This is a genomic window from Streptomyces sp. NPDC054842 (assembly GCF_053611025.1).
Genome location: NZ_JBSGZN010000030.1, coordinates 1 through 26,823 on the forward strand (window position 1 = coordinate 1; position 26,823 = coordinate 26,823).

The following is a 26,823-nucleotide window of genomic DNA, read 5'->3' on the forward strand; positions in this document are numbered from 1 at the left end:
GTCGGGTACGGGAGGTACGCAACCGAGGAACGCTGGTAGCAGAGGCCGACACCAACTACCGACGGCCGGATGTACCGGCACGGCCCCGACCCACCACCGAACCGGAAGCGCCCGACGCCCACCGGCGGCATGCGCCCGCCCCACCACCGACGGTCAGCGCCCGGCGCCCACCGCGGGACACCGCACGGACAGCGCCCCGACCCCACCGGCCGACAGCGCCCGACGCCCACCGGGCGTCGTCCCCGCGCACCCCGGGCCGTACGGATCCCGGCCGCCCGCCAGGTCAAGTCACCCGTGACCGGTCGGACCGTGACGTGAGCCAGGTAGCCTTTTCCCCGTGCCCCGTCTGTCTGAAGTCATCGCCGCGCTCGACGCCCTCTGGCCGCCCGAGAGGGCCGAGGCCTGGGACGCGGTCGGTACGGTCTGCGGCGACCCCGACCAGGACGTCACCCGGGTGCTCTTCGCCGTGGACCCCGTCCAGGACGTCGTCGACGAGGCGGTGAAGCTGGGCGCCGGACTGCTGGTCACCCACCACCCGCTCTACCTGCGCGGTACGACCACCGTCGCCGCCACGCACTTCAAGGGCCGCGCCGTCCACACGCTCATCAAGAACGACATCGCGCTGCACGTGGCGCACACGAACGCCGACCGCGCGGACCCGGGTGTCTCGGACGCCCTCGCCGGCGCCCTCGACCTGCGGGTCGTACGCCCCCTCGTACCGGACCCGACCGACGCCGAGGGCCGCCGCGGCCTCGGCCGTGTCTGCGAGCTGGACCACCCGCTGACCGTCCGCGAACTCGCCGCCCGCGCCGCCGAGCGGCTGCCCGCCACCGCGCAGGGCATCCGGGTCGCGGGCGACCCCGACGCACTCGTACGGACCGTCGCCGTCAGCGGCGGCTCCGGCGACAGCCTCTTCGACGCGGTGCGCGCCGCCGGCGTCGACGCCTTCCTCACCGCCGACCTGCGCCACCACCCGGCGTCGGAGTTCACGGCGGATCACGCCCACAGTCCTCTCGCGCTGCTCGACGCGGCGCACTGGGCCACCGAGTGGCCCTGGTGCGAGCTGGCCGCCGCCCAGCTCGACGAGATCTCCGACCGCCACGGATGGGGACTTCGCGTCCACGTCTCGAAGACGGTCACCGACCCCTGGACCGCCCACGCGGCCTCGACACCCACATCAACAGGAGCCCCCAACTGAACGCCGCGCCCGCCGACCAGATCCGACTCCTCGACGTCCAGTCCCTCGACGCCCGCCTGCAGCAGCTGGCGCACCGGCGCAGGTCGCTCCCCGAGCACGCCGAGATCGAGTCGCTGAACAAGGACCTCATCCAGCTGCGGGACCTGCTGGTCGCCGCGCAGACCGAGGAGAGCGACTGCGCCCGCGAGCAGACCAAGGCGGAGCAGGACGTCGACCAAGTGCGCCAGCGCGCCGCCCGCGACCAGAAGCGCCTCGACTCGGGCGCCGTCTCGTCCCCCAAGGACCTGGAGAACCTCCAGCGCGAGATCACCTCGCTCGCCAAGCGCCAGGGTGACCTGGAGGACGTCGTCCTGGAGGTCATGGAGCGCCGCGAGTCCGCGCAGGAGCGGGTCGCCGAGCTGACCGAGCGGGTCTCCTCCGTGCAGTCGAAGATCGACGACGCGACGGGACGCCGCGACGCCGCGTTCGAGGAGATCGACGGCGAGGCGGCCTCGGTGACGAAGGAGCGCGAGGTCGTCGCGGGCTCCGTCCCCGACGACCTGCTGAAGCTGTACGACAAGCTCCGCCAGCAGCAGGGCGGCGTCGGCGCGGCCCGGCTGTACCAGCGCCGCTGCGAGGGCTGCCGTCTGGAGCTGAACATCACCGAGGTCAAGGAAGTGAAGGCGGCCTCCCCGGACACGGTCCTGCGCTGCGAGAACTGCCGCCGCATCCTGGTGCGCACGTCCGAGTCCGGCCTGTAGGGGACGGACGCTCGGGTGCGGGAGTTCATCGTCGAGGCCGACGGCGGTTCCCGGGGCAACCCGGGTCCCGCGGGATACGGCGCCGTGGTGATCGACGCGGCGACGGGGGAGACCCTGGCGGAGGCCGCGGAGTTCCTCGGTGTCGCGACGAACAACGTCGCGGAGTACCGGGGCCTGGTCGCGGGCCTGCGGGCGGCCCGTGAGCTGGACCCCACGGCCACGGTCCGCGTCCGTATGGACTCCAAGCTCGTCGTCGAGCAGATGTCGGGCCGCTGGAAGATCAAGCACCCCGACATGAAGCCGCTCGCGGCCGAGGCGGCGCGGATCCTGCCGGCCTCCCAGGTCACCTACGAGTGGATCCCGCGCGAGCGGAACAAGCACGCCGACCGTCTCGCCAACGAGGCGATGGACGCGGGCAAGCGCGGCGAGCAGTGGTCGGCCGAGCGCTCCACGGCCGACCTCGCCGCCCGGGCGGCGAGGACCGCGGCGCCCGAGCCGTCCGGCCCGCCGGGCGACGCCGCCGCGGGCGCGGCGAGGGCCCGCGCAGCCCTGGCCCGCACCCCCGGCACCTCGGCACCGACGCCCCCGGCCCCGGGTGACGCCGCCGACGCCGCCGGCCGGCGCGCGGCCGACGACGCCCGGGCCGCACGGAACATCGCCGGAACACCGCCCCTCACCGGCCTCACGCAGGACCAAGCACCCGCCGGACGCACCGGACCCTCCGAGCCCACAGCACCCCCCGCGGACACGGAGCCCTCCGAACCCCTTGCACACCCGGAAGCCGCCGCACCCGCCGCACCCCCGGAGCCCTCCGCCCCCACCAAGCGAACCGCCCCGGCACCCTCGACCGCCCCGGCAGACGCGACCGGCGCGACCGGCTCCACCGGGCCCCGCCCGGCCGGGACGACCGCGCCCCCCGATCTCGGCCCGCCGGCCACCTTCGTACTGCTGCGGCACGGGGAGACCCCGCTGACGCCGCAGAAGCGGTTCTCGGGCAGCGGGGGAAGCGATCCGTCGCTGTCGGAGGTGGGCCGGCACCAGGCGCGCCGGGTCGCCGCGGCGCTGGCCGCGCGCGGCACGATCGAGGCCGTCGTGTCGTCACCGCTGGCCCGGTGCCGGGAGACCGCCGGCGTCGTCGCCGAGCGGCTGGGGCTGGACGTGGTCGTCGAGGACGGCCTGCGGGAGACGGACTTCGGGGCGTGGGAGGGGCTGACCTTCGGGGAGGTGCGCGAGCGCCACCCCGAGGACCTGAACGCCTGGCTGCACTCGGCGGAGGCCGAACCGACCGGCGGCGGCGAGAGCTTCGAGGCCGTGGCGCGGCGGGTCGCCGTCACCCGGGACAAGCTCGTGGCCTCGTACGCCGGCCGCACCGTGCTGCTCGTCTCGCACGTGACGCCGGTCAAGACGCTCGTGCGGCTCGCGCTGGGCGCCCCGCCGGAGTCCCTGTTCCGCATGGAGCTGTCGGCGGCCTCGCTGTCGGCCCTCGCGTACTACGCCGACGGGAACGCCAGCCTGCGCCTGCTCAACGACACCTCGCACCTGCGCTGAGGCACCCCGGGCCGCGCCCGGATCAGGGGCGCAGCGCCGCCGCCTCCCGTGCGAGCGCCTCCACCCGGTCCCAGTCCCGGGCCGCCACCGCGTCCTGCGGGAGCATCCAACTGCCGCCGACACAGCCGACGTTGGGCAGTGCCAGGTACTCCGGTGCGGTGGCCGGCCCGATGCCGCCCGTCGGGCAGAAGCGGGCCTGCGGCAGGGGGCCGGCGAGGGACTTGAGGTAGGCGGTGCCGCCCGCGGCCTGCGCCGGGAAGAACTTCATCTCGCGCACGCCGCGTTCCAGGAGGGCCACCACCTCCGAGGTGGTGGACACCCCCGGCAGGAACGGCACCCCGGACGCCCGCATGGCCTCCAGCAGTCCGTCCGTCCAGCCCGGACTGACCAGGAAGCGGGCGCCCGCCACGACGGCGTCCGTCACCTGCGCGGGGGACAGGACCGTGCCCGCGCCGACCACCGCGCCGGGGACCTCGGCGGCGATCGCGCGGATGGCGGCCGGCGCGGCGGGCGTCCGCAGCGTCACCTCGATCGCCGGAAGTCCGCCCGCCACGAGGGCCCGCGCGAGCGGTACGGCGTCGGCGGCGTCCTCGACGACGACCACGGGGACGACGGGTGCGAGGTCCAGCACGGACCCGGACCCGCCTCGTTCGGAGAGTCCGGAGGCAGGCGGAGACGAGGGCAGCGGCGAGGTCATGCCCTCATCCTGCCCGGGGTGTGCACCATGCGCAAAGGTCGTTGCGCATGGTGCAATGCAACGCCAGGGGTGTGGTCAGTGGATCTCCGAGACCACCACGTCCAGGTTCCAGGCCCGGCCGGACTTGGTGGGCGCCTCGGCCTCCACGGTGTACCCGAGGTCCCGGAGCGCCTCCACCAGCTCGGCCGGATGCGCGGGCGCGGCACCGGCGGTGAGGAGAGCGCGGACGATCCGGCCCTTGGTCGCCTTGTTGAAGTGGCTGACGACCGAGCGCTTCTCCACCCCGTCGACCACCTGCGTGTGCAGCACCCGTACCGTCGCGGTCCGCCCCGCCGGCTCACCCTTCGGCTTCCAGGCGCTCGCGTACGCGGAGGACCGCAGGTCGAGCACCAGCCCGGACCCGGCGATCTCCGGGAGCGCCTCGGCCATCGGCGCCCGCCAGCACGCGCTCAGCGCCCCGAGGCCCGGCAGCTTCACGCCCATCGAACAGCGGTAGGACGGGATGCGGTCGGTCACCCGCACCGCGCCCCACAGCCCCGAGAACACGAGCAGGGACCGCGCGGCCCGCCGCTTGGCGGCCGTGTCCAGCGAGGCCAGGTCCAGGGCGTCGTACAGGACCCCCGTGTAGATCTCCCCGGCGGGCCGGGTGCCCGCGGTCCGCAGCCGCGCGTTCTTGGCGACCTCGCCGCGCAGTCCCTCGCTCAGGCCGAGGACCTCGCGGGCCTTCTCCTCGTCGCCGGTGCACAGCTCGACCAGCTCGTCCAGGACGGCCGCCCGGGTCTCGTTGAGCCCCGGCAGGGACAGCGAGTCCGTCTTCAGAGCGGTTCCCCGGCCGGACGGGGCCTTTCCCTCGGAGGGCGGCAGCAGGACGAGCACGGTTGTTTCTCCTCAGCAGTGGGGTGGCCCGGCGCCAGGGTACGGGGTCCCGGCAGGCCGCCCGCCCACCCGGGGGCACCCCCTCCGGCCCCCGTTCGCACTCCGGCGGACACCCCCCGGTACGACCGCCGGGCCGGTTTCTGCCTACGCTCGCACCATGCCTCGCCGTCACATACGTGTCACCGGAGCAGCGGAGGCCCCCCTGCGGGCCGCGCTGCGTGCGCTGCGTACCGAACTCGACGTGCCCGAGACCTTCCCGGCCGGTGTCCTCGCCGACGCCGAGCAGGCCGCGAAGGCACCCCGCCTGCCGTCGTACGACGCGACGGACGTCCCGCTGTTCACCATCGACCCGCCCACCTCCACCGACCTCGACCAGGCCATGCACCTGGCCCGCACACCCCGCGGCTACCGCGTCCGGTACGCCATCGCCGACGTCGCCGCGTTCGTCGCCCCCGGCGGCGCCCTGGACGCCGAGGCGCACCGCCGGGTCACGACGCTCTACTTCCCCGACGAGCGGGTCCCGCTGCACCCCCAGCGGCTCTCCGAGGACGCGGCCAGCCTGCTGCCCGACCAGGTCCGCCCGGCCGTCCTGTGGACGATCGACCTGGACGCGGACGGCCGTACGGAGTCGGCCGACGTCCGCCGGGCCCTCGTTCGCAGCCGCGCCAAACTCGGCTACGAACAGGCGCAGCGCCGGATCGACACGGGCACGGCGGAGGAACCGCTCGCCCTCCTGAAGGAGATCGGGCTGCTGCGCGAGCGCCTGGAGGCGGAGCGGGGCGGCATCTCCCTCGGCGTCCCCGAGCAGGAGATCGTCGAGCACGACCACACCTACGAACTCGCCTTCCGCGCCTCGCTCCCCGCCGAGGGCTGGAACGCCCAGATCTCCCTGCTGACCGGGATGGCGGCGGCCGACCTCATGCTCGCGCACGGCACCGGCGTCCTGCGCACCCTCCCCGCCGCACCCGACGGCGCCGTCGGCCGGCTGCGCCGCACCGCCACGGCACTGCGCATCGACTGGCCGCACCACGTCTCGTACGCCGAGCTGATCCGCTCCCTCGACCCGCACCTCCCGCACCACGCGGCCTTCCTCCAGGAGTGCACGACGCTGCTGCGCGGCGCCGGCTACACCGTCTTCCGTGACGGCGCGCTCCCCGAGCTCACGTCACACGCCGCCGTCGCCGCGCCCTACGCCCACTGCACCGCCCCGCTGCGCCGGCTCGTCGACCGCTACGCCGCCGAGATCTGCCTCGCCGCCGCGGCCGGCGAGGCGGTCCCGGACTGGGTGACGGCCGCCCTCGACGACCTCCCCGGCGAGATGGCCGAGGGCGCCCGCCGCGCCGGTTCGGTGGAACGCGCGTGCGTGGACACCGTGGAGGCCGCCCTGCTCCAGGACCGGGTCGGCGACCTCTTCGACGGCTGCGTGGTGGACCTGAAGGATCACGAACCCACCGTCGGCACCGTCCAGTTGCACGACCCGGCGGTCGTCGCCCGCATCGAGAGCACCACGGCACCGCTCCCTCTGGGCGAACGCCTGCGCGTACGCCTCACCCAGGCGGACCCGACCACGGCGAAGGTGAGCTTCGCACCCGCCTGAGCACCCGCGCCCGCCCGGACCCCGCCCCCACGGCGGGCGTCCGGGCGCGGCCCGCACAGGCGCGGCATACGGCGCGCGGTGTGTGCGTTGCCCTGACGAAGACGGACGCCGAGGTGAAGACGGGACGCCGCACGGCGAAGACGGGACGCCGGACGGGGACGGCGAAGACAGGACGCGGTACGAAGCACACGAGACCGCCGGACGACGGGGACGCCGGACGGCGAAGACGGGACGCGGAACGAAGCACATGAGACGGCCGCCCGGCGCAGACGAGACCGCCGCCGGACGGGGAATCGGGAGAGAGGGGCCGGTGAGCGCACGGGAAGAGGCCCGCTGGACCCGGGCCACCCTCGGCCGCGGCGGACCGCACCTCGACCTGCTCACGGCACGCTTCGACCGGCACGTCTACGCCCCGCACGCCCACGAGGAGTTCACCGTCGGCGTCTGCGTCGGCGGGAACGAGGTCATCGACTACCGAGGCGGCCGCATCCGTCCCGGTCCCGGCTCGATCGTCGTACTCGCCCCGGGGGAGCCGCACACCGGAGGCCCCGCGGCCCGCGACGGCTACGCGTACCGCGCCCTGTACCCGGACGCCGCCCTGCTCACCGAGGGCACCCTCGCCCCGCCGAACTTCCGCGAACCCCTCCTGGACGACCCCGAACTCGCCGCGGCCCTGCGCACCGCGCACGCCGAACTGAGCGCCTGCCCCGACCCGTTGGAGGCCGAGTCGCGCCTCCCGTGGCTGCTCACGGCCCTCGCCCGCCGGCACTCCACCGCCCGCCCGGCCCGCGACACGGTGCCGGGAGCCTCGGCGGTCGCCCGGGCCGTACGGGACCGGCTCGCCGACGAGCTGCTGGCCCCGCCGTCCCTCGCCGACCTCGCGGCCGACCTGGGCCTGTCCCGCTACCAGCTCCTGCGGGCCTTCCGCACGACGACGGGGATGCCGCCGTACGCCTGGCTCGCCCAGCACCGGGTCAGCCGGGCCCGGGGACTCCTGGAGGCCGGTCACCGCCCGGCGGAGGTGGCGGGTCTGGTCGGCTTCGCGGACCAGGCGCATCTGACGCGCTGGTTCCGCAGGGTGCTGGGGGTGACCCCGGCCGCGTACCGGGCGAGCGTGGCACCGCCGACGTAGGCGGGAAGATCCCGCGACGGCGAACGTGGCACCGCCGGCGTGGGCAGGAGAGTCCGGCAACGGCGAGCGTTGCCTCGTCGGCCTTGGCGGGAAGGGTCCCGCAACAGCGTTCAAGACACCCCGCCGCGAGCCGCCCACACTCGTCCCCATGACTGCACGTGGCTGGCTCCTCTTCTCCCTGATGGGAGTCCTCTGGGGCATCCCCTATCTGATGATCAAAGTGGCGGTGGACGGGGTCTCCCCGACGATGGTCGTGTTCACGCGCTGTGCGCTTGGCGCGGCCCTGCTGCTCCCGTTCGCTCTGCGGCAGGGCGGGCTGCTCACCGTCGTACGGGCCCACTGGCGTCCCATGCTGGCCTTCGCGTGCATCGAGATCATCGGGCCCTGGTGGACGCTGACGGACGCGGAACGCCACCTGTCCAGCTCCACGGCGGGGCTGCTGATCGCCGGGGTCCCCATCGTCGGGGTGGTCCTCGCCCGCTTCTTCGGCGACACGGAGCAGCTCGGCGTCCGCCGCACCACCGGGCTCGCCCTGGGACTCGCGGGCGTCGGCGTCCTGACCGTCCCGCACCTGACGGGCGGCGACGCGCGGTCCCTGGCGGAGGTGCTGCTGACGGTCATCGGGTACGCCACGGCGCCGCTGATCATGGCCCGCCACCTCAAGCAGGTCCCGACGCTCCAGCTGATCGCCCCGTGCCTGCTCCTGGCCACCGTCGTCTACGCCCCGGCGGCGGCCCTGACCTGGCCGTCCTCGCTCCCGTCGGCCCCGGTCCTCGCCTCGCTCGCCGGCCTGGGCGTCATCTGCACGGCCCTGGCCTTCGTGGTCTTCCTCGAACTGATCCGCGAGGCGGGACCGACCCGCGCGGTCGTCTTCACGTACGTCAACCCGGCCGTGGCGGTGGCGGCGGGGGTGCTCTTCCTGGACGAGTCCCTGACGGTCACGGTCGGGGCCGCGTTCGCGCTGATCCTGGCGGGTTCGTTCCTCGCGACGGCGGCCTCTGGGCGGCGGGGGTCCGGACGCCCGGTAGCATGGCGGGTACGGCAGACGAGCCGGGCGGACGGCCGCGTGGAGGTTCTTGTGGACCTCCCCGAGGAACGTCCGGGCTCCACAGGGCAGGGTGGTGGCTAACGGCCACCCGGGGTGACCCGCGGGACAGTGCCACAGAAAACAGACCGCCCGGTGCTTCGGCACCGGGTAAGGGTGAAACGGTGGTGTAAGAGACCACCAGCGCCTGAGGTGACTCAGGCGGCTAGGTAAACCCCACCCGGAGCAAGGTCAAAAGGAGACACTCCGGTGTCTCTGCGCGGACGTTCGAGGGCTGCCCGCCCGAGTCCGCGGGTAGACCGCACGAGGCCGGCGGCAACGCCGGCCCTAGATGGATGGCCGTCTCCCCGGCCGCCGCGAGGCAGCCGGGCGACAGAACCCGGCGTACAGCCCGACTCGTCTGCCCCTCAGGTCACTGACCTGCGACGGGGGCGCCTGCTCGTGTGCTATCCGCTCGTCAGGGTGGCGCCCAGCTCCAGGATGCGCACGGCGATCGCCTCCCACCCCGTCTGCCAGTGTGTCGCCCACCGCCTCTGATGCGGAGCGCACGACGGTACGGGGTGTCTCAACCGCCGGGTCAGCGGTACGGCGAGGACGACACGGAGGCAACCGCGGTCGTCGTCCACGTGGGAAGGGCTGGTCATCAGCGCAGTGCGTTCCTTGCTCTCCCGGAGAGCCGGGTTGCGGAGGGCTGACCGCCCTCGCTCTCACACGTGTTTCTCGGCGCGAGACTCGGCAGGCAAGAAGCGCTCGTTCCTGCTCAACACGCCGTCACCGCCGCCCCTGTCCGACCTTATCGAAGCGACGAAACGTAGTCAGGTCTGAACAGGCGAAGGTAGCGTCAGACGCCTTGAGGTCTTCCGAGTGGGCAGTGGGGGACGTTCCATGGCGAAAGACCTCGACTCCTGCCCGGTCACCGCCGCGCATACCACCCACGCTCTCGACTGTGAAGAGCTACCTCAGGAGCCGACGATGGATGACGACCTTCAGGTGATCAGCGACGGTGACGGCCTGGCGGTCATCGGAAGTCCGATGGCCGTCGAACGCTTCCTTGTCTCCGAAGGACTGCCGTCGAGGGACCTTGGACTGCCAAGGCTCGGATCCACCCTCAGCGCGATGGCCGGAGCCGCGCAGATGGGGTCCGAGATCGCAGCCAACTCGGGTCGCTGGGTGAAGTTGACTGAACAGTCCGCGCAAGCCCTGAAGAAGTACCGACTGATGAAAGGTTCGCATGCGGGTGCCAACCGTGCGGTCTTGACTGAGAACGGCAAGATCAAGGGGTTACTCGAAGTGGCGAGGACGACGCCCGGATCGCTTCTGGGCAACCCGGCGTTTCTGGCCGGTGCCGCAGGGCTCATGGCGCAACTTGCGATGCAACAGACCATGGACGAGATCACCGACTATCTCGCCACGATCGACGAGAAAGTCGACGACGTGCTTCGCGCCCAGAAGGACGCGGTGCTCGCGGACATGATCGGCGCGGGCTTCGTCATCGAAGAAGCCATGATCGTCCGAGAGCAGGTGGGTCGGGTCTCCGAGGTCACGTGGTCGAAGGTGCAGGCCACGTCGATGACGATCGCGCGGACACAGGCGTACGCGCTGCGTCAACTCGACGCCCTCACCGAGAAGATGGAGGACAAGACCAAGGTCAGTGATCTCGCAAAGGCGTCCAAGGACGCAGAGTCCGCGGTTCGGGAGTGGCTCGCAGTTCTGGCTCGCTGCTACCAACTGCACGAAGGAATTGGCGTGCTCGAGCTCGACCGAGTACTGGACGCATCTCCCGGTGACCTGGACCGGCATCGCCTCGCACTGCACGCTGCGCGACAGAACCGGATGGAACTCATCTCGTCGTGCACCGAGCGACTGATGGCCCGAGTGGATGCGGCTGCCGGTACGGCCAACGCGAAGGTGCTGCTGCACCCGACCACCTCCCCGGCTGTGGTGCTCTCGAGTAACCAGGTGGCGACGGCTGTTGTCGACTTCCATGGGCGGCTCGGGATCGAGCGCGATCCCCGGTCAAGGGATGCGAGACGCTGGGGGGACGCGGCTGCGGAGACGAGGGACAGGGTGCTCGAGACGGGAGCGCAGGGCGTCGACGCCGCCAGGCGCCTCGGAAACGAGACTCTCGGCCGAGCCAGATCAGTTACGGGAAACCTCTCCAGCGGGATCGCCGGGCGAGTGCTGCGTCGGCGCGGGGGCGACGAGGAACGCCAGGAGAAAGGCTGAGGGTCCGCCCGGTGACTGCGTGTTCGTCCCAGTCCGTCGCCGGGGTGCGGATGCTGTGACACGGTGGGGCGCGATCCCTGGTTACATGCGACGGCTGCGAACGTGCGTTCCGCTCGCCGGATCTGCGTGCCCTGTGCCGGGAACGCCGTGACCGAGGCCCTGCCGAACCGGGCCACTCAGCCGCGTGATTCGGGTCCGTGGTGAGCACGTCCCACAGCACTCTGGTGCATACCTCTCTACACCCTGTCGGTCCCACCCTTGAGAGACGACAGGACCAGCCGTCCGTACCGTGTGGTGAGGATGGCTCCCGTCGCGGCGACCGACAAGGCCAGGGCGATGAGCAGATGGGACACCGAAGCGTCCCCGAGGACCTGCAGAATACCGAGGGCGGTGCCCACCGGCAGGCCCAGGACGGTGAGGACTCCCAGTGCGCCGCTGATCTGCTGGCTCTCCTGCGTCTGCACGAGCCGGCTGTAGTCGGCGGCTTCGGCCAGGATCTCGCCGAAGCGGGCCGGAAGCCGGTGCTGGTGCTGGAAGGCGAGCAGCAGGTCGTTGGCCGGCCCGTGGGCGGTGAGGTGCTGTCGCCAGTAAGTGCTGCGGAAGACCGCGATGTTCCGCTCCAAACGTGCCACGCGGCGAGCGAGCCTTGAGGAGTTGAACACCTCGGAGAGTTCGTCGGTGAGTTCGTCGATGTGATCGCGTTGAAGGGCACCCAGGAGCAGTGCGTCGAGGTACACGGTTCGGGAGTGCAGCGCCCCGAACTCGAAGAAGTCGCCCGCGCCGGTGTCGGGCCGATGTCCGAGGAAGGCGGCTCCCTGCCTGAGCACCAGGGCGCTCCAGTCACCGGAGACCCTCATGGTGTCCTTCAGCTGTTCCCCCGCTGTCTCCGGCGGGAGGGGGAAGTCCTCCGGTGTGGACCGCGAGGCGAGTTGCCACAGCCATCCGTCCGCGGACGCGGGGAGCCGTCCTTCTGGGCCGGTGCGCAGGGCCGGGGTGTGCCGTGCTGTCGGGGTGAGGAAGGCGATCGTGTAGGGCCGGGCGATCGCGAACGGAGCGGCGGGGTTCCGGAGATCGGCGATGCCGGTGAGGAGCGCGGCCGGGTCGAATGGGCCGGTGAGCGGCTCGTCCGCGTCGGCCGGACGCCGTCCGGCGATGGCCCTCAACACGGGCAGCAGTGGTCTCTCCACGCTGAAGTGCAGCACCGCGAGGGCGTGTTCGGCGCTGCGTGCGGTGCCCGCGCGGAGGAGTTCCAGGCCCAGCAGGTTCAGTCCGTCATGCTTGATGTCCAACGGAAGGTGCCAGCGCAGGGGCCGTCCGGGCGCCCCGTAGAGGGCGCGGGCGGAGGCCGGGGCGAAGTAGGTGGACCGAGTCCGGGCATCGGTGCGGCGGCTGCCCAGCTCGAACGGGAAGGGCCCTTCGGGCCAGTCGGGGAGTCGCAGAAGTCTCACGGGCAGGACGACGGTCAGTTCCTGGCGCGCGCCGGTCACTTCGTCGAGCGCTGGAGGGACCGGGGTCACCGGTAGTACTCGGCCGGGTCGGGCTGGTCGAGGCGGATGACGAACTCTGCGCGGTCGGGGCTTGCGCTCACGTGGAAGCGGACACGCTCGCCGGTGCGGATGGTCCGGAACCCCTCCGTCACGATCTGTCGGTAGTCGAAGCCGTAGTACCGCTCGTCTTCGTCGTCCCGGACGATGTAGGAGCCCAGCGCCCCGTTCAGCCCTCCGCCGCTCGGCCTTCTGTCGACGATCGTTCCGTGCCGGGGCCCTCCGCCGCTCACGCCGCTCTCTCCTCTGTCCTGTCGGTGGGAGTGTCGGTGTCCATGGACCGCACGCACCGGAAGCCGACAGCGTTGCTTCCGCCGCGCTTGCGGTAGACGCCCTTGCTGCTGGCTTGCACTGCGCGCATCGGATTGTCGTAGCTGCCGCCGCAGATCACGGCCTCTCCGGGGTCGTTCATGCTGGTGGACGTCCATTCCCAGCAGTTGCCTACCATGCCGAGGATGCCGAACGGGGAGCGATTGTCCGGGTGTTGGCCGACGGGGGTCGCGCCCGCCCGGCGGACGGCGTCGCCCGCGAATTCGCGGTACCAAGCCTGGTAGGTCACGACAGGCCGTCCGACCCAGGCGTCCGCGCAGTTGACGCGACTGCTGTCAGGTGCGTCGCCCCAGGGGAACAGCCGTCCGTCCGTGCCGCGCGCGGCGGCCTCCCATTCGAGGGCGGTCGGGAGGCGCTTGCCTTCGAACGCGGCAAAGGCGTACGCGCTCCACCAGTTGACGCACACGGCCGGGTGATCGGCGAAGCGCGGATTCTCGTAGTAGTCGGGATGCCGCAGCCGGTCGGTCCACGGACGGTGGTTGATGTGCGCGGGCTGGTCCGGGTGGTCCCACCGCGAGGTACCGTCCGCTTCGAGGGCGTCGAGGAACCGGCGGAAGCGGGCCACCGTCACCGCGTGACGGTCGAACCGCACGGGGCGGGGAACGCGGCGGATGAGCAGTCGTTCGGCCGGGCCGACCAGGTATGCCCCCGCGGGCAGCACGCAGTCGTCGGTGTCTTGGGCACTTGGCATTCCGGCGAGGAAGGCGCGTACCTGCTCGGTGAGGAAGGCACCACCCGGGATGTCCGCGGCCGCGTCCAGATTCGCGGGCTCCGCCAGGTGCCGGGCGGCCAGCAGTTCCTGGTACGCCGTGTGCGCGAAGGCGACGTGCTCCGGTCCCGCGGACCGCAGCAGAGGAGCGAGGACACACGCGTCCGGATCGACGAGTCCGTCCGCGAACGCGTCGGCGCCGAGGGCCCGGTGGATGTCCAGGAGGGAGAACACGGTCTTGTCGGCGAGGAAGGCGGGGCCGAACGCGGTAGTCATCCGCTCCTCCATCTGAGGCCGCCCCCGTTCGGCCAGGGTCCGCGTGATGTGTGCGCCCAGAACGTCCCCGAGTTCCTGTCCCGGGGGAAGTTCCAGGGCCGCGGCGAGGTGTTTCTCCAGCGGTGTGGCGTCGGGTTCGGTCAGACGTACGACGTGGAAGTGGGGGACGCGTGTCGGGTCGATGCCGTTCGAGTACATCTGCTCGACCAGTTGCTCGGAGCGGCCTGCGCCGCTGTCCAGCAGTTGACGCACCTGCGGCGAATCCGCGAGGAAGGACACTCGGGAGCTCATGACCACCGCCGACTCGGCGGACAGGACAGCCGCGAGATCGGTGAAGAGTCGCAGAAAACCTTCCGGGCTGGGTTTCTCGACACCTTCATCGACAGCGTCGAGCACACACAGCGCGCTCCCGGAGCGGATCAGGTAGAGGAAGAGGTCGTAGGCGCGCGAACGTTCCGATCCCATGGCCGGCGCCAGAAGGCGAGCCGCGTACTCGGAGAACGGTTCGTTCTTTGGCTTGAGACCGAGATCGAAGTAGAAGCGGAAGCGCCGGAGCTCCGGGTCGAGGGCCAGCGTGCGCAGGAGGGTGCTCTTGCCGCTTCCCGGGCGACCGGTCACCAGGACATTCGCACTGCCGCACGACAGACGGGTCAACAACTCCGCCGCGTCGCCGGACTGCTCCACCTTCTGCTCACCGGTGTGCGGGTCCGTGGTCAGGACCGCTGCGGCGACGGCGCTCCGTGGCTCAGCGGCATCACCGGCGGGCGTGAGGCCGGAGAGGTGTGTTTCCAGACTGACGATGGTGTCGACGAAACCGTCGTAGCGCACGACCCGGAAGTCCGTCCCGAGGATTCGGTGAAGGGCGCCGGGCCCCGCACCCCCGTCGTTGTCCACGATGACGAACCGGGTCAGCTTCGGCAGCCGGGTGCGCAGCAGTTCGCCGCCGCTCGCGGCGAGTACCGTACTCAGATCGTCGGCGTCTCTGGAGAGCATCAGCTCCACGTACTCCAGCCGCATACCCGACTCGCGGCAGAACAGCTGGTACACGGTGTCGGGGCTGAGGACGAACCGCTTGGCCTGCCGGTAGCCGAGAGTGACGTAGAGCCCGGCGAGGAACTCGCAGCGACGCGCCACCTCCGGCGCAACGTCCGGCTCGCCGCCAAGGAGAGCAGCGCTCCCCGTGTCGGTGAACCACACCAGTACGTCCACGAGCCGGCGGACCGCCAGCAGGCCGTCCTCGTCGCTGATGTCGTACCCGTCGTGCGTGGACCGGTTGCGCAACCGCCGGATGTCATCGAGCGCGTCCATGACCGTGCTGCTCCGAATGTACGGGCGGCAGCGCTTCACGAGGTCGTTCAGTGCCTTCGTCGCGGGGTCGCCCTCGACGCCGTGGTGGCGCCACAGCTCCTTGAGCAGCTTCTCGGTCAGTTTCCCGACCAGGGCCACCGCGTTTTCGGGATAACCGTCGTTCAGGGACCGCAGCGGCCGTTCCAGATCAAGCCCCAGCCGGTCGGCGATCCGGGAGTGGTCGTCCAGCTCACTGCGCAGGCGTCGTAACCGTTCGTCGACAGCGGTACTCATGCGGACCCCCCTCGTCGCTGGCCCAGGATGAACGCGAACCTGTCGGGAAACACCAGCACGGGCTCCGGGTGAGCGGCACGCATCTCCTCGATGCCCTCTTCGATCTCGCTGTCGCTGAAGGTCGAGAGCAGGGACATGTAGCGGGCGCGCACCATGCCGAAGTACCGGTCCCGGTCGATGCGCAGCTCATGTTCGACATGGGTGAGACCCGCATCCAGCCCTGCCGCACGGAGGTGTCCCACGATGTACGCCGGGTCCGGCTGCAACTCCTCGAACCGGGTGAGTGCTGCCTCGAACAGTGGGTATCGGATGCTGGCCGGGAGCATCACCACCAGCAGTCGGCCACCGGGTGCCAGCCGGTCGGAGAGGCCCCGGAGCGTGCGCGCCGGGTCGCTCAGGTGGTGCACCGACTCCTTCAGCCACATCGCGTCGAGCTGCTCGTACGGCAGCTGCTCGCGGCCCTCCGCGATGTCCTCGGCAGAGGCCACCACCGGTGCCAGATCGGCCGGAGGAGGGGACCCGAGCTGACGCAGCATCGCCTTGGAGGGGTCGACACACAGAATAGGTCGACGCGGCCGGAGCCGATCGGCCACCTCCCTGGCGAACAGGCCGGTACCGGCGCCGATGTCGGCGATCCGGTCCGAGGGGACGAGGCGCAGCGTCTCGGCGATCCGGCCGGACATCCAGGGGATGTAGCCCGGCCCGTACACCCAGTGCTCGTCGTACTCGGCCGCCAGATCCTCGTAATGCCCCCGCAGGTCCCGCCGCTCCACGTTCTCCCCCGCGCCCCTGTAAGTCACGCCATTGCGCTGCGCTCGTACCGATCCCGGGAAGGTTATCCCGAGTATTTACGCAACAACAGGCCGTTATGCGCCGGGACTGGGGACCGAAGAGGTCTTCGCGGGAGTCGGAGTCGGCAGATGATTGTTCAGCTTCATGGTGGGGAGTTCGCCCTGTCCCGCGGGCTCGGCAGTCCGGACGTCAGGCATGGACGGTTGGAGCACGTCCTTCTCCGCGGTCAGCAGCGCGACGTCACGGCCCAGATCATGAGTAGGACTGACAGGACAAGGCGGCCGTAGACGGAGGCTTCAGGTTTCCGCAAGCGATCCATGGTTGGGACTCTCGCGGCGCGGGCGCCCGACATCCTCAAGACCCCCCGCCACTCCCCAAAGACCGCTCCGCCACCCCCCTCAGATGCGCCGACAAGACCCCCCGGGCGTCCGGGGCCAGCGTGCGGAGGGCCACCAACGCCGTGATGACGACGTCGCAGAGTTCCGCGCGGACGTCGTCCCACGTGTGGCTCGTGCCCTTGCGCGGGTTCTGGCCCGTCGCGCCGATCACCGCCTGGGCGACCTCGCCGACCTCCTCCGAGAGCTTCAGCATCCGTAGCAGGAGCGTCTCCGGGCCGTCGTGCGTCCGGTTGGCGTCCAGCCAGGTGTGCAGGTCCTCGATGGTGGCCCAGAGTTCTTCAGCGGTGTGATCAGCCATGGGGCCAGTCTCGCGCCCCGGGGCCGGGGGCCGGCGCCTACTCCTCGAACAGCGGGTCCTGCTCGCCCTCCGCCGCGCGCCGTACCCGCTTGTTGCGGGTGCCGACCACGGCGATCGTCCCCGCCGCCGTCGCGGCCAGCGCCACCGGCACCATCCAGCTCCGGTTCACCGCGTGGCCGAGCGCGCTGTCCAGCGAGAGGCGGCCCGGTCCCGTCACGGCGAGGCCCGCAGCGGCCAGGCCCAGGGACGCGGCGTACTCGTAGCCGCCGCTCGCCGCGAAGAACCCGTTGGGCGCGTGCACGGCCGTCGCGCCCGCCATCGCGCCGGCCGCCGCCGCACCCGCCGCCGGGGTCGCGAGGCCCAGCGCCAGCATCACGCCGCCGCCCGCCTCCGCGATGCCCGAGGCCACCGCGCTGGGCTTCCCGGGCGCGTACCCCATGGCCTCCATGGCCGTGGCGGTCCCGGCGATGCCGCCTCCGCCGAACCAGCCGAACAGTTTCTGCGCCCCGTGCGCGGCCAGTACCCCGCCGGTGCCCAGACGGAGCAGCAGCAGCCCCAGATCACTTCGGTTGTAACAGGTCACGGTGACTCCCAGTGCAGAGCGGCGGACGGCAGTTGAACGGAACCCCCTCCCGCGTCCACCCTCGCACCGTTCAGCCGGGTCCGGCGGGCCCGGGCCGCCGTACGGGTGGCGGCCTCCCGGGCGCGGTGTGAGTCTGGGCGGCATGACGATTCAGGTGACCAAGCTCAGCGACCCGGCCGTCCGGGCCTTCGTCGGCGCCGTGAACGCACACGACCGCGAGGCCTTTCTGGCCGTCCTCACCCCGGACGCGACCATGGCCGACGACGGGTCCGACCGCGACCTCGCCGACTGGACCGACCGGGAGATCTTCTCCTCCCACGGCCACATGGAGGTCGACAACGAGTCCAACGGCGGACGCGCCCTCATCGCCCGCTACAGCAACGACACCTGGGGCGAGATGAAGACCCGGTGGAGCTTCGTCGTCGAGGACGGCAGGATCTCCCGGTTCGAGACCGGCCAGGCCTGAACAGGGCCGAGGGGTAAGGGCCTTGCCGTCTCGTGCCTTCCAACTCCCGGCGTCAGCAGGCAGGAAGACCGACGTGGCTGCGTGCACGAGTGGCTTCGGCTGCTGAGTGATCGGCGGGGACTGCTGGTCCGCCGACGGGCAGGCCCTCGCGGCTGGGCAAGGCCGACGACGGGTCCGTACGGGCCGTCCGTCATGCCCTCGGCCTCGGCGTCCCGTCGGGGCAGGCCGCCCCGTGATGGCCCGGGCCCTCGATCCCGGCGCCCCTGCATGCCGCTCATCGGGGCCCCGCGCCCTCGACCCCGGCGTCCCGTCCGGCCAGGCCGCCCGGTGATGCCCCGCGCCCCAGGCATTCATGTATGTCGCCCGGTGATGCCTCCGGGGCCCGCGGCGGAGGCTGTCCCCGGCGCCTTCCCCGTGCCGTCACGCGCATCGCGCCCTCTCTTCGAGACCCCGCCGCACGGCGTCACAGGCGCGCTTTGTACGGTCCCGGGATGCGTGATTCCTCTCGGCTGACCCGCCGTGCCGCTCTCGGCCTCGCCGCCGCCGTCCCTCTGGCCGCGGCCGGGCCCGCCGCCGCCGTCGCCACCATCGGGGGCGAGCGGCTCGGCCGGACCGGCGTCCAGTCGCGCGGCGCCTCGGGACTGCCCGAACTCACCGCCCGAGCCTGGCTGATCGCCGACCAGGAGAGCGGCCAGGTGCTCGCCTCGTACAACGCGCACCGCCGGCTGGCACCCGCGTCCACCCTGAAGATGCTGTTCGCCGATACGGTGCTGGAGAAGTTCGAGCGGACCGAGCGGTACACGGTGACCGACGCGGATCTGGCCGACGTCCCGGCGGGCTCCAGCCTCGTCGGCATCCGGCCCGGAATCACGTACACCGTCGAGCAGTTGTGGCTCGGCGTCTTCCTGCGGTCGGGCAACGACGCCGTGCACGTGCTGAGTCACATGTACGGCGGGATGGACCGTACCGTCGCCGCGATGCAGGCCAGGGCGGTCGACCTGCAGGCCCTGGACACGCACGTGGTCAGTCCCGACGGCTTCGACCACAAGGGGCAGTTGTCCTCCGCGTACGACCTGACGCTGTTCGCCCGGCACGGTCTGCGCGACGCCGACTTCCGGGCCTACTGCGCCACGCGGACCGCCGACTTTCCTGCGGGCGGCAAGAAGACCTTCCAGATCCAGAACACCGACCGCCTGCTGACGGGCGCCTGGGGCATGGAGACGTACCCGGGCCTGATCGGGGTGAAGAACGGCTACACCAGTCACGCCGGCAACACCTTCACCGGTGCGGCCACCCGCGACGGCCGTACGCTCCTGGTCACCGTGCTGCATCCCAAGAGCGGCGGGAACGGCGTCTACAAGGAGACGGCCGCCCTGCTCGACTGGGGCTTCGAGTGGGCGGGCCGGGCCGAGCCGGTGGGGGTGCTGGTCGATCCGGTCAGCGAGGGCGGCGCGCGCGAGGCGACGAGCCGCACGGGAGGCAAGGGCGCCGCGGGCTCTCCGGCGTCCCACGCTGCGGGCTCCTCGTCCAACTGGGGCCTGGTGGCCGGGTCCTGGGCCGCGGTGCTGCTGCTGGGGGCCGGGGCGTTCGCGGTGCGCGGCCGCCTGAACAAGCGGGCCGCCGGGGGCAGTGAGCGGGGGGACAGCTCGCACGGCGAGCGACCGGACGGCCCGCACGGCGAGCGGGCGGACGGCCCCTACAGCGAGCGGGAGCTGGCCGCCGTGGACCCGGGACCGGCGGACGCGCACCCCGGCAAGGAGACCCCGGAAGGCGCCGGGCAGCCGGACGGCCCGCGCGGGAAGTGAGGGCGCGGACCCGCCTCGCATCTCAGGCCGCCCGGCGAACGTACGGCGGGGCGGCCCTCCCGGGTCCGGTGCACGCCTCGCCGTACTGCGCGAGACCCACCCCCTCCGAACCGGGGACGGCCGCCCCTCCCCCCTCGGAGTGGCTGCGGAAGTCAGTGCTGCATATGTGAAGCCTTGTGAAGCTCTGTGAGGGAGGAGTTGAGCATAGGCCCGTCACCGGCCGCGATACCCCGGACGGAGTGCCTCCGCTTGGGGAGGTTGAGGACTTGACCAATCCGGGCGGTCGGTCTCAGCCGCGGCCCACGTAGGGCATGGCCGTCGCCAGTACCGTCGCGAACTGCACGTTCGCCTCCAGCGGCAGCTCCGCCATGTGCCGCACCGTGCGCGCCACGTCCGCCACGTCCATCACGGGCTCGACGGCCAGTTCGCCGTTGGCCTGGAGCGTGCCGGTCCGCATGCGCTCGGTCATGTCGGTCGCCGCGTTGCCGATGTCGATCTGCCCCACCGCGATCCGGTACGGGCGGCCGTCCAGGGAAAGCGCCTTGGTCAGTCCGGTCAGCGCGTGCTTCGTCGCCGTGTAGGCGACGGACTGCGGGCGGGGCGTGTGCGCGGAGATCGAGCCGTTGTTGATGATCCGCCCGCCCTGCGGGGCCTGCTCCTTCATCTGCCGGTACGCCGCCTGCGCGCACAGGAACGCCCCGTTGAGGTTCGTGTCCACCACGTGCCGCCAGGCGTCGTACGGGAGTTCCTCGACCGGGACGCCGCCGGGCCCGAACGTGCCGGCGTTGTTGAAGAGCAGGTCCAGCCGCCCGAAGCGCTCGCGGACGGCCGTGAAGAGCGCCGCCACGTCGTCGGGTTCCGAGACGTCCGTGCGTACGGCCAGGGTGGTGCTCCCCGGCACCAGTGCCGCCGTCTCCTCGAGGGTCTGCGTACGCCGGCCCGCCAGCGCCACCGACCAGCCCGCGCGCAGCAGTTCCACGGCGACCGCGCGACCGATGCCGGAGCCCGCCCCGGTCACCACCGCCGTCTTCGTTTGCATGGCATTCATGGCCCCGCAGCGTACGGGAGGGGCCAACATCCGGAACTCATCCATCCGCCATCTGGCTGTTGTGTACGCGACAGGCCAGCGTCGACCCTGGCCACTCCAATGCCTCGTACAACCACCGTCAGGGGAGGGCCAGATGACACCCGCAGCCCATCAGCCACCGCACGCCCCGTCCCGGCACGCAGCCGAACTGCGCGCCGCCGCCCGGCACATCGGACGCCGCCGCTTCCTCACCGTCACGGGCGCCGCCGCCGCGCTCGCCTTCGCCGTCGACCTGCCGACCGCGGGCGTCGCGAGTGCCGCCGAACTCGACGCCGCGAAGATCGGGGACGACCCGTTCACCCTCGGAGTGGCGTCCGGCGACCCGCTGCCCGGCTCCGTGCTCCTGTGGACCCGGCTCGCCCCGGCGCCCTACCAGGCCGACGGGGGACTGCCCCGGGAGCGCGTCGTCGTGCACTGGGAGCTGGCCCACGACGAGCGCTTCCGCCGCATCGTCAGACGCGGCACCGCCCTCGCGCACCCCGAGTTCAACCACTCCGTCCACGTCGAGGTCGGCCACCTCGACGCCGACCGGGTCTTCTACTACCGCTTCCGCGCCGGCACCTGGGTCAGCCCGGCGGGCCGCACCCGTACCGCGCCCGCCACCCGCAGCCGCACCTCCGCGCTCACCCTCGCCGCGGTGTCCTGCCAGGCGTACCACGACGGGTACTTCACCGCGTACAAGCACCTCGCCGAGGACGACGTCGACGTGGTCTTCCACCTCGGCGACTACCTCTACGAGTACGCCGTGAACTCCGTCGGCGGCGCCCGCAAGTACACCGACCGCACGCTGCCCGACCTCTTCAACCACGAGACCGTGACCCTGGAGGACTACCGGCTGCGGTACGCCCTCTACAAGTCCGACCCCGACCTGCGGGCCGCCCACGCCGCCCACCCCTTCGTCGTCACGTGGGACGACCACGAGACCGAGAACAACTACGCCGACGACATCGACGAGAACGGCAACCCGCCGGAGGAGTTCCTGCTGCGCCGGGCCGCCGCCTACCGCGCCTACTGGGAGAACCAGCCGCTGCGCCGCCCGCAGCTGCCCGACGGACCCGACGCCCAGCTGTACCGGCGGCTGCGCTGGGGCCGGCTCGCCCAGTTCGACATCCTCGACACCCGCCAGTACCGCTCCAACCAGGCGTACGGCGACGGCTCGCACGTCCCCGGGCCCGAGTCGGACGACCCGGCGCGCACCATCACCGGCGCGACGCAGGAACGCTGGCTGCTCGACGGCTGGCGCGACACGCGGGCGCTGTGGAACGTGGTCCCGCAGCAGGTCACCTTCTCCCAGCGCAAGCTGGACCTCAACCCGGTCGCCAAGGTGTCGATGGACGCCTGGGACGGCTACCGCGCCTCGCGCGAGCGGGTCCTCGCCGGGGCGAAGTCGGCCGGGATCGAGAACCTGATGGTGCTCACCGGTGACGTCCACGTCGGGTACGCCTTCGACATCAAGGACGACTTCGACGACCCGGCGTCGGCGACGCTCGGCACCGAGATCGTCGCGACGTCGATCTCCAGCGGCAAGGACGGCGCGGAGCGGCCCGCCAACTGGGCGACGTACACCCAGGCCAACCCGCACCTGAAGTTCTACAACGGGCGCCGCGGCTACGTGACCGTCGAGCTGGGGCGCGAGGCGGCGCGGGCCGACTTCAAGACGGTGTCCGCGGTGACGACGCCGGGCGCGCCGATCACCACGGCCGCGTCCTTCGTGACGGAGGTGGGCGACCAGGGCCTCAAGCCGGCCTGAGCCGGCACGGGTTGCCGCCCGGCCCGGCCCGGACCGGCCCCGATCCGGTCCGGGCCGGTCCGGGCCGGTGCCGGTGCCGGTGTTGGGGTTGGGCGGCGACCTGCCCCCGGACCGGGGCCGGGCGGCGACCTGTGCCACGTGCCTTTGGAGGCGGTCGGGCGGCGACCCGCGCCAAGTGCCTCCGGGTGCGGGCCGGGCGGCGACCGCGCACAGTGCCTTCGCGGGCAGGCGTCGCCCGGCGCGGGCGGCAAGGGTGCGACCGGCTGCCCCTGGGGCCGTCGTTCGGATCGGGCCGGCCGTGACCGACGGTCCGTCCCGGCCGACCCGACCCCGCGACGCCGGCTTGATCCGAACGAACGGCCCTACCGAACCTCTCCGGGGTAGTGCACGCCGATGCGGTCGCGGACGGCGTCCAGGGTGCGCATCACGGCGAGGGTGCCGTCCAGCGGGACCAGCGGGGACTCGGTCTCGCCGGCGCGCAGGGCCCGCATCACCTCGTTGGCCTCGTGCTTCATGCTGTTGCGGGGGCCGCTCGCCGGGTCGGCCATGAACTTCTCGGGCTCGCGGCCGTCGCGGTGCAGCACGAAGTGGTCCGGGAAGAAGAACCCGTCCGGGATGTCGATGCGGCCCGCGGAGCCGGTGACCGACGCCGTCACCGGAGTGCCGCCGCTGATGGAGCAGTGCACCGAAGCGAGAGCGCCGCTCTCGTAGGAGAGCAGTGCACCTGTCTGGAGATCGACGCCCTCATCCGAGAGCACCGCTCTCGCAGTCACGTCCGAGGGCTCCCCGAGCAGCAACTGCGCGAACGAGACCGGGTACACGCCGAGATCGAGGAGCGCGCCGCCGCCCTGAGCGGGGTCCCGCAGCCGGTGCGAGGGCGGGAACGGCCCGGCCAGCCCGAAGTCGGCCTGCAGCGTGCGGACCTCACCGATCGCACCGTCGTCCACCAGCGCCTTCAGCCGCCGGACCAGTGGATTGCAGAACATCCACATGGCCTCCATCAGGAAGCTGCCCCGCTCGCGGGCCAGGTCCACCAGCTCCTGCGCCTCACGCGCGTTCAGCGTGAACGCCTTCTCGCACAGCACGTTCCGCCCGGCCTCCAGGCACAGGCCCGCCGCCGCCCGGTGCGCCGAGTGCGGGGTGGCCACGTACACCACGTCCACCTCCTCGTCCGCGGCGAGCGACGCCCAGTCGCCGTAGGCCCGGGGTATCGCGAACCGCTCCGCGAACGCCTTCGCGGACTCCTGACTGCGCGACGCCACCGCCACCAGCTCCGCGTCCGGCAGATCCACCAGATCCGCCGCGAACGCCGCCGCGATCCCTCCGGTCGCCAGAATTCCCCACCGCACGCTCTCGCCCGCCATTACCCGGCCCCTCGCCCTGTGACCCCGAACACTCCGTACGAGCTGAGAGCATAGGTGGCGGACCTGACGCAGAGGGAGGGGCACATGCCGGAAGGCGGCCGCACGACGAGGAGCCGGGACGACTCCCAGGGGCACATACCGCGGGCGGCGGTCGCCGGAGGAGCGCCCGGGGCCGCGGCGGGGACGCCGGCCGACCCGACGGCCCTGCGCAGGACCGGACTGCTCGTCACCCTCGTCCTCGGCGGCCTCACCGCCACGCCCCCGCTGGCCATGGACATGTACCTCCCGTCCCTGCCGGAGGTCACCAGGTCGCTCCACGCGCCGGCCGCGACCGTCCAGCTCACGCTCACCGCCTGCCTGGCGGGCATGGCGCTCGGCCAGCTCGTCGTCGGGCCGATGAGCGACAAGCTAGGCCGCCGCAGGCCCCTGCTGGCCGGCCTGCTCGTCTACATCGTCGCGACCGCCCTGTGCGCCGTCGCACCGAACGTCGAACTCCTCGTCGCCCTCCGGCTCGCCCAGGGCCTCGCGGGAGCCGCCGGCATCGTCATCGCGCGCGCCGTCGTCCGCGACCTGTACGACGGCGGGGCCATGGCCCGCTTCTTCTCCACGCTGATGCTGATCTCGGGGGTCGCCCCGGTCGTCGCCCCGCTCATCGGCGGCCAGATCCTGCGCGTCACCGACTGGCGGGGCGTCTTCGCCGTCCTCACGGTCGTCGGCATCGTGCTGACGGCGGTCGTGTGGTTCAGGCTCCCCGAGACGCTCGCCCCCGAGGACCGGCACAGCGGCGGTGTCGCGGAGGCGCTGCGCTCCATGCGCGGGCTGCTCGCCGACCGCGTCTTCGCCGGCTACATGCTCGCGGGCGGCTTCGCCTTCGCCGCGCTCTTCGCGTACATCTCCGCCTCGCCCTTCGTCATCCAGGAGATCTACGGCGCCTCCCCGCAGACCTTCAGCCTGCTGTTCGGCGTGAACTCGGTCGGCCTGGTGGCCGCCGGCCAGATCAACGGCAAGGTCCTGGTCGGCCGGGTCAGTCTCGACAAGACGCTCGCCACCGGCCTCGCCGTCGTCACCGTCTCCGCGACCGCCCTGCTGCTCATGTCGGCCGGCGCCTTCGGCGACGTCGGGCTCGTGCCCGTCGCCACCGCGCTCTTCGCCCTGATGACCGCCATGGGCATCACCCTGCCCAACACCCAGGCCCTCGCCCTGCTGCGCACGCGGCACGCCGCGGGCTCGGCGTCGGCCCTCCTCGGCACCACCTCCTTCCTCATCGGCGCGATCGCCTCGCCCCTCGTCGGGATCGCCGGAGAGCGCACGGCCGTACCCATGGCCGTCGTCCAACTCGCCGCGGCACTGGTGGCGATCACCTGCTTCGTGGCACTGTGCCGTCCCTGGGAACAGGGATCACCGTTCGACGGGGACCGCGGTCCCGCGGACGGCCGGACAGCGCAAGGAAAGGCGGCGGAGAACTGAGCGCACCCAGACTGCGCGTCGACACACCGGAGCGGGCCGGGCTCGACCCCGGTGAACTGCGGCAGCTCGTACGGGAGGTGCGCACCCTGACCACGGGGAAGCGCCCCTGGGCCGCGGGCACCGTCGTGGTCGCCGGACGCGGCCCCGTCATCGCCGTCGAGGAGGCGGCCGGGTGGGCGGTGCGCTACGCGGCGTACGACGAGGCCAGGGACGCGGGGACCGAGCTGGCACCCGAGGAACGGGTGCCGATGACCGTGCACACGCCCTTCGACCTGGCGTCGCTGACCAAGCTGTTCACGGCCGTCGCCGCGGTCCAGCAGCTGGAGCGCGGCACGCTCGGCATCGACGCGCGGGTGGCGGCGTACCTGCCCGACTTCCGCGCCGTCGCACGCCACGGGATCACCGTGCGGCAGCTCCTCACCCACACCTCCGGCCTGCGTCCCGAACTCCCGCTCTACGACTGCCCGTCCGACGCGGCACGCCTCGAACTCCTGCGCGCCGAGGCACCGGTGACCCGTCCCGGCGCGGTGTACCGCTACTCGGACCTCAACCTCCTGCTCCTGCAGTACGTCCTGGAGCGGATCACCGGACGCGGGCTCGACGTCCTCGTGCACGACGGGATCACCCGCCCGCTGGGCATGACGGACACCGGTTTCGGACCCCGCCCCGGCGCCGCCGCCACCGAGGACCAGCGGCGCCCGTGGGGAAAGGCGGACCGGGGGATGCTGCGGGGCGTCGTCCACGACGAGAACGCTTGGGCGCTCGGCGGGGTGGCCGGACACGCGGGCCTCTTCTCCACGGCCCGCGACCTCGCCGTCTTCTGCCGCACCCTCCTCGCCGGCGGCTCCTACGGCCCCGCCCGCATCCTCGGGCCCGACTTCGTCGAGCTGATGCTGGCCCCGCCCGGCCTGGGCTTCGCCGTGGACCAGCCGTGGTTCATGGGCGACCTCGCGCGGCACGGCGCGGTCGGCCACACCGGCTTCACGGGCACCTCCCTGGTCCTGGACCCGGCGACGGACACCTTCCTCGTCCTGCTGGCCAACACGGTCCACCCCCGCCGCCGCACCCCGGACAACACGCCCCGGGCGGCAGCGGCCACCCGCCTGGCCCGAGCGGTACGCGGCCCCACCGGAGGGACCCCGCCGCGGGAGCCGTGACCGGTTCGGGCGGGGTGCCTGGGCTTGGGCCCGGTACCGCGGGGGCGGGCCGCTTCGCCCGCCTTGCGGGTGGGTCGTGCGGGTGCCTGGCGCCGTGTCCGCCGCCAGGCGGTGCGTCGGGCGGTTGGCCTGCGGGCGGTGGACCCGCGTGCGGCAC

At 72.3% G+C, this 26,823-nt stretch carries 21 protein-coding genes, 1 other RNA gene and 1 pseudogene; 13 read left to right on the top strand and 10 right to left on the bottom strand.

Translation table 11 applies throughout. The annotated features are described in order from the left end of the window. Nucleotides 1-337: 337 nt before the first annotated feature. Genes ACWGIS_RS22945 through ACWGIS_RS22955 form a run of 3 tightly spaced genes read left to right on the top strand, consistent with a single transcriptional unit; the run spans nt 338 to nt 3,486 of the window. Entirely contained in the window at nt 338-1,198 is an 861-nt protein-coding gene (locus tag ACWGIS_RS22945) for a Nif3-like dinuclear metal center hexameric protein (RefSeq protein ID WP_453364326.1), read from the top strand. Beyond that, on the top strand, nt 1,195-1,938 hold the full coding sequence (locus tag ACWGIS_RS22950) for a zinc ribbon domain-containing protein (RefSeq protein WP_453364408.1): 744 nt from the start codon (nt 1,195-1,197) through the stop codon (nt 1,936-1,938). The genes ACWGIS_RS22945 and ACWGIS_RS22950 overlap by 4 nt, the downstream gene beginning before the upstream one ends. 15 nt (nt 1,939-1,953) lie before the next feature. Further along, entirely contained in the window at nt 1,954-3,486 is a 1,533-nt protein-coding gene (locus tag ACWGIS_RS22955; RefSeq protein ID WP_453364327.1) for a bifunctional RNase H/acid phosphatase, read from the top strand. 22 nt (nt 3,487-3,508) lie between these two features. Here ACWGIS_RS22955 and eda read toward each other — a convergent pair whose 3' ends face one another. Beyond that, nucleotides 3,509-4,183 (bottom strand): bifunctional 4-hydroxy-2-oxoglutarate aldolase/2-dehydro-3-deoxy-phosphogluconate aldolase, encoded by a 675-nt coding sequence (eda, locus tag ACWGIS_RS22960; protein ID WP_453364328.1) that lies wholly within the window; start codon nt 4,181-4,183, stop codon nt 3,509-3,511. A 75-nt stretch (nt 4,184-4,258) separates the two neighbouring features. After that, entirely contained in the window at nt 4,259-5,059 is an 801-nt protein-coding gene (yaaA, locus tag ACWGIS_RS22965) for a peroxide stress protein YaaA (protein WP_453364329.1), read from the bottom strand. A gap of 157 nt (nt 5,060-5,216) precedes the next feature. Here yaaA and ACWGIS_RS22970 point away from each other — a divergent pair, with 157 nt between their 5' ends. The 5 genes and pseudogenes from ACWGIS_RS22970 (at nt 5,217) to ACWGIS_RS22990 (ending at nt 11,059) form a co-directional block, all read left to right on the top strand. Then, the gene (locus ACWGIS_RS22970) at nt 5,217-6,656 is read left to right on the top strand and encodes an RNB domain-containing ribonuclease (RefSeq protein WP_453364330.1); all 1,440 of its coding nucleotides are present in this window, start codon (nt 5,217-5,219) and stop codon (nt 6,654-6,656) included. A 310-nt stretch (nt 6,657-6,966) separates the two neighbouring features. Next, nucleotides 6,967-7,788, top strand: coding sequence for an AraC family transcriptional regulator (locus ACWGIS_RS22975; RefSeq protein ID WP_453364331.1), 822 nt, complete (start codon nt 6,967-6,969; stop codon nt 7,786-7,788). Between the two features lie 211 nt (nt 7,789-7,999). Further along, nucleotides 8,000-8,716 (top strand): annotated as a pseudogene (locus ACWGIS_RS22980) (DMT family transporter); the annotation flags it as partial. Between the two features lie 118 nt (nt 8,717-8,834). Continuing rightward, nucleotides 8,835-9,236, top strand: an RNA gene (gene rnpB, locus ACWGIS_RS22985) — RNase P RNA component class A. 569 nt (nt 9,237-9,805) lie between these two features. Further along, nucleotides 9,806-11,059, top strand: a complete 1,254-nt coding sequence (locus ACWGIS_RS22990) for a hypothetical protein (protein WP_453364409.1) — start codon at nt 9,806-9,808, stop codon at nt 11,057-11,059. Between the two features lie 236 nt (nt 11,060-11,295). Here ACWGIS_RS22990 and ACWGIS_RS22995 read toward each other — a convergent pair whose 3' ends face one another. From ACWGIS_RS22995 to ACWGIS_RS23020, 6 genes are all read right to left on the bottom strand, one after another. After that, complete coding sequence (locus ACWGIS_RS22995; RefSeq protein ID WP_453364332.1) at nt 11,296-12,546, bottom strand: hypothetical protein; 1,251 nt, start codon at nt 12,544-12,546, stop codon at nt 11,296-11,298. A gap of 26 nt (nt 12,547-12,572) precedes the next feature. Further along, the gene (locus tag ACWGIS_RS23000; protein WP_453364333.1) at nt 12,573-12,836 is read right to left on the bottom strand and encodes a hypothetical protein; all 264 of its coding nucleotides are present in this window, start codon (nt 12,834-12,836) and stop codon (nt 12,573-12,575) included. Next, entirely contained in the window at nt 12,833-15,499 is a 2,667-nt protein-coding gene (locus ACWGIS_RS23005; protein ID WP_453364334.1) for an SUMF1/EgtB/PvdO family nonheme iron enzyme, read from the bottom strand. Before ACWGIS_RS23005 ends, ACWGIS_RS23000 begins: the two co-directional genes overlap by 4 nt. Further along, a complete protein-coding gene (locus ACWGIS_RS23010) occupies nt 15,496-16,299 on the bottom strand; it encodes a methyltransferase (RefSeq protein WP_453364335.1) in 804 nt (267 codons plus the stop codon). The genes ACWGIS_RS23005 and ACWGIS_RS23010 overlap by 4 nt, the downstream gene beginning before the upstream one ends. 346 nt (nt 16,300-16,645) lie before the next feature. Beyond that, nucleotides 16,646-16,987, bottom strand: coding sequence for a MazG-like family protein (locus ACWGIS_RS23015; RefSeq protein WP_453364336.1), 342 nt, complete (start codon nt 16,985-16,987; stop codon nt 16,646-16,648). 37 nt (nt 16,988-17,024) lie between these two features. Next, a complete protein-coding gene (locus tag ACWGIS_RS23020; RefSeq protein ID WP_453364337.1) occupies nt 17,025-17,570 on the bottom strand; it encodes a DoxX family protein in 546 nt (181 codons plus the stop codon). A 142-nt stretch (nt 17,571-17,712) separates the two neighbouring features. On the opposite strand from ACWGIS_RS23020, the gene ACWGIS_RS23025 reads away from it, so the two are divergent. Together ACWGIS_RS23025 and ACWGIS_RS23030 are read left to right on the top strand one after the other, a co-directional pair. Beyond that, nucleotides 17,713-18,036, top strand: coding sequence for a nuclear transport factor 2 family protein (locus ACWGIS_RS23025; RefSeq protein WP_453364338.1), 324 nt, complete (start codon nt 17,713-17,715; stop codon nt 18,034-18,036). Between the two features lie 491 nt (nt 18,037-18,527). Beyond that, nucleotides 18,528-19,841, top strand: a complete 1,314-nt coding sequence (locus ACWGIS_RS23030; RefSeq protein WP_453364339.1) for a D-alanyl-D-alanine carboxypeptidase family protein — start codon at nt 18,528-18,530, stop codon at nt 19,839-19,841. Between the two features lie 289 nt (nt 19,842-20,130). Here ACWGIS_RS23030 and ACWGIS_RS23035 read toward each other — a convergent pair whose 3' ends face one another. After that, on the bottom strand, nt 20,131-20,889 hold the full coding sequence (locus tag ACWGIS_RS23035) for an SDR family oxidoreductase (protein ID WP_453364340.1): 759 nt from the start codon (nt 20,887-20,889) through the stop codon (nt 20,131-20,133). 133 nt (nt 20,890-21,022) lie between these two features. Between ACWGIS_RS23035 and ACWGIS_RS23040 the strand changes: the two genes are divergently transcribed. Further along, a complete protein-coding gene (locus tag ACWGIS_RS23040; RefSeq protein WP_453364341.1) occupies nt 21,023-22,678 on the top strand; it encodes an alkaline phosphatase D family protein in 1,656 nt (551 codons plus the stop codon). Between the two features lie 362 nt (nt 22,679-23,040). Here the strand turns inward: ACWGIS_RS23040 and ACWGIS_RS23045 are convergent, their stop codons facing one another. After that, a complete protein-coding gene (locus ACWGIS_RS23045) occupies nt 23,041-24,042 on the bottom strand; it encodes a Gfo/Idh/MocA family protein (RefSeq protein WP_453364342.1) in 1,002 nt (333 codons plus the stop codon). A gap of 84 nt (nt 24,043-24,126) precedes the next feature. On the opposite strand from ACWGIS_RS23045, the gene ACWGIS_RS23050 reads away from it, so the two are divergent. Together ACWGIS_RS23050 and ACWGIS_RS23055 are read left to right on the top strand one after the other, a co-directional pair. Continuing rightward, entirely contained in the window at nt 24,127-25,509 is a 1,383-nt protein-coding gene (locus tag ACWGIS_RS23050; protein WP_453364343.1) for a multidrug effflux MFS transporter, read from the top strand. Beyond that, a complete protein-coding gene (locus ACWGIS_RS23055) occupies nt 25,440-26,666 on the top strand; it encodes a serine hydrolase domain-containing protein (protein WP_453364410.1) in 1,227 nt (408 codons plus the stop codon). Before ACWGIS_RS23050 ends, ACWGIS_RS23055 begins: the two co-directional genes overlap by 70 nt. Nucleotides 26,667-26,823: the final 157 nt, after the last annotated feature.

Coding starts and splice junctions, on each gene's coding strand:
- ACWGIS_RS23045 (WP_453364342.1), bottom strand. CDS start 24,042: ATGGCGGGCGAGAGCGTGCGGTGGGGAATTCTGGCGACCGGAGGGATC.
- ACWGIS_RS23030 (WP_453364339.1), top strand. CDS start 18,528: ATGCGTGATTCCTCTCGGCTGACCCGCCGTGCCGCTCTCGGCCTCGCC.
- ACWGIS_RS22990 (WP_453364409.1), top strand. CDS start 9,806: ATGGATGACGACCTTCAGGTGATCAGCGACGGTGACGGCCTGGCGGTC.
- ACWGIS_RS23005 (WP_453364334.1), bottom strand. CDS start 15,499: ATGAGTACCGCTGTCGACGAACGGTTACGACGCCTGCGCAGTGAGCTG.
- ACWGIS_RS23035 (WP_453364340.1), bottom strand. CDS start 20,889: ATGAATGCCATGCAAACGAAGACGGCGGTGGTGACCGGGGCGGGCTCC.
- ACWGIS_RS23040 (WP_453364341.1), top strand. CDS start 21,023: ATGACACCCGCAGCCCATCAGCCACCGCACGCCCCGTCCCGGCACGCA.
- ACWGIS_RS22970 (WP_453364330.1), top strand. CDS start 5,217: ATGCCTCGCCGTCACATACGTGTCACCGGAGCAGCGGAGGCCCCCCTG.
- ACWGIS_RS23050 (WP_453364343.1), top strand. CDS start 24,127: ATGCCGGAAGGCGGCCGCACGACGAGGAGCCGGGACGACTCCCAGGGG.
- ACWGIS_RS23015 (WP_453364336.1), bottom strand. CDS start 16,987: ATGGCTGATCACACCGCTGAAGAACTCTGGGCCACCATCGAGGACCTG.
- eda (WP_453364328.1), bottom strand. CDS start 4,183: ATGACCTCGCCGCTGCCCTCGTCTCCGCCTGCCTCCGGACTCTCCGAA.
- ACWGIS_RS23025 (WP_453364338.1), top strand. CDS start 17,713: ATGACGATTCAGGTGACCAAGCTCAGCGACCCGGCCGTCCGGGCCTTC.